This is a genomic window from Uliginosibacterium paludis, from assembly GCF_039631355.1.
Classification (GTDB): Bacteria; Pseudomonadota; Gammaproteobacteria; order Burkholderiales; family Rhodocyclaceae; genus Uliginosibacterium; species Uliginosibacterium paludis.
Window position 1 is genome coordinate 10,001 of sequence record NZ_JBDIVF010000020.1, and the last position, 1,484, is coordinate 11,484.

Consider the following 1,484-nt stretch of genomic DNA (forward strand, 5'->3'; position numbering starts at 1 on the left):
CCGGAAGGTTAAGTGATGGGGTGCAAGCTCTTGATCGAAGCCCCGGTAAACGGCGGCCGTAACTATAACGGTCCTAAGGTAGCGAAATTCCTTGTCGGGTAAGTTCCGACCTGCACGAATGGCGTAACGATGGCCACACTGTCTCCTCCTGAGACTCAGCGAAGTTGAAATGTTTGTGAAGATGCAATCTCCCCGCGGCTAGACGGAAAGACCCCATGAACCTTTACTGCAGCTTTGCATTGGACTTTGACGGGACTTGTGTAGGATAGGTGGGAGGCTTTGAAGCGAGGACGCTAGTTCTCGTGGAGCCGTCCTTGAAATACCACCCTGGTGTCGTTGAGGTTCTAACCTTGGTCCGTGAATCCGGATCGGGGACCGTGCATGGTAGGCAGTTTGACTGGGGCGGTCTCCTCCCAAAAGGTAACGGAGGAGTTCGAAGGTCGCCTAGGTACGGTCGGACATCGTACTGATAGTGCAATGGCAAAAGGCGGCTTGACTGCGAGACCGACAAGTCGAGCAGGTGCGAAAGCAGGACATAGTGATCCGGTGGTTCTGTATGGAAGGGCCATCGCTCAACGGATAAAAGGTACTCTGGGGATAACAGGCTGATTCCGCCCAAGAGTTCACATCGACGGCGGAGTTTGGCACCTCGATGTCGGCTCATCACATCCTGGGGCTGTAGCCGGTCCCAAGGGTATGGCTGTTCGCCATTTAAAGTGGTACGCGAGCTGGGTTTAAAACGTCGTGAGACAGTTTGGTCCCTATCTGCCGTGGGCGTTGGAAGTTTGAGAGGGCCTGCTCCTAGTACGAGAGGACCGGAGTGGACGGATCTCTGGTGTACCGGTTGTCACGCCAGTGGCATTGCCGGGTAGCTAAATCCGGAAGAGATAAACGCTGAAAGCATCTAAGCGTGAAACTCGCCTCAAGATGAGACTTCCCTGGGGATTCGATCCCCCTGAAGGGTCGTTCAAGACCAGGACGTTGATAGGTCAGGTGTGGAAGCGCAGTAATGCGTTAAGCTAACTGATACTAATTGCCCGTGAGGCTTGATCCTATAACCCTGAACACAACAGTTACACGCGACAACCTGTGAAAACACACAGGCGAACATCGCGCAGTCACTATCCCACCCAATTTGCCTTCCAGGCCGCCTCCGTGGCACAACGGACTCAAAGTCCCCACCACGGAGCAACAGTTATAGTCTGACGACCATAGCGTTTCGGAACCACCCCTTCCCATCCCGAACAGGACCGTGAAACGAAACCGCGCCGATGATAGTGTGGATTACCCATGCGAAAGTAGGTCATCGTCAGACTACCCCACACCAAAACCCCCGGATACACAATGTCTCCGGGGGTTTTTGCTTTAGGGCCTTTGAATCCCCTGGACTCTCGGCGAACCCCACCGCGCATATGGCCTGTTCTATTTGGAATGCGGAGAAGCTCCCCGTATGATGCTCCTCGTTCTGATAACACCCTCCGGGA

General features: G+C 54.3%; 2 rRNA genes (1 of these 2 cut by a window edge). Both read left to right on the forward strand.

Annotation, left to right across the window (positions count from 1 at the left end):
* A 23S ribosomal RNA gene (locus tag ABDB87_RS20355) occupies positions 1 to 1,054 on the forward strand (it extends 1,833 nt beyond the left edge of the window).
* A gap of 147 nt (positions 1,055 to 1,201) precedes the next feature.
* A 5S ribosomal RNA gene (gene rrf / locus ABDB87_RS20360) occupies positions 1,202 to 1,315 on the forward strand.
* The last annotated feature ends 169 nt before the right edge of the window (positions 1,316 to 1,484 follow it).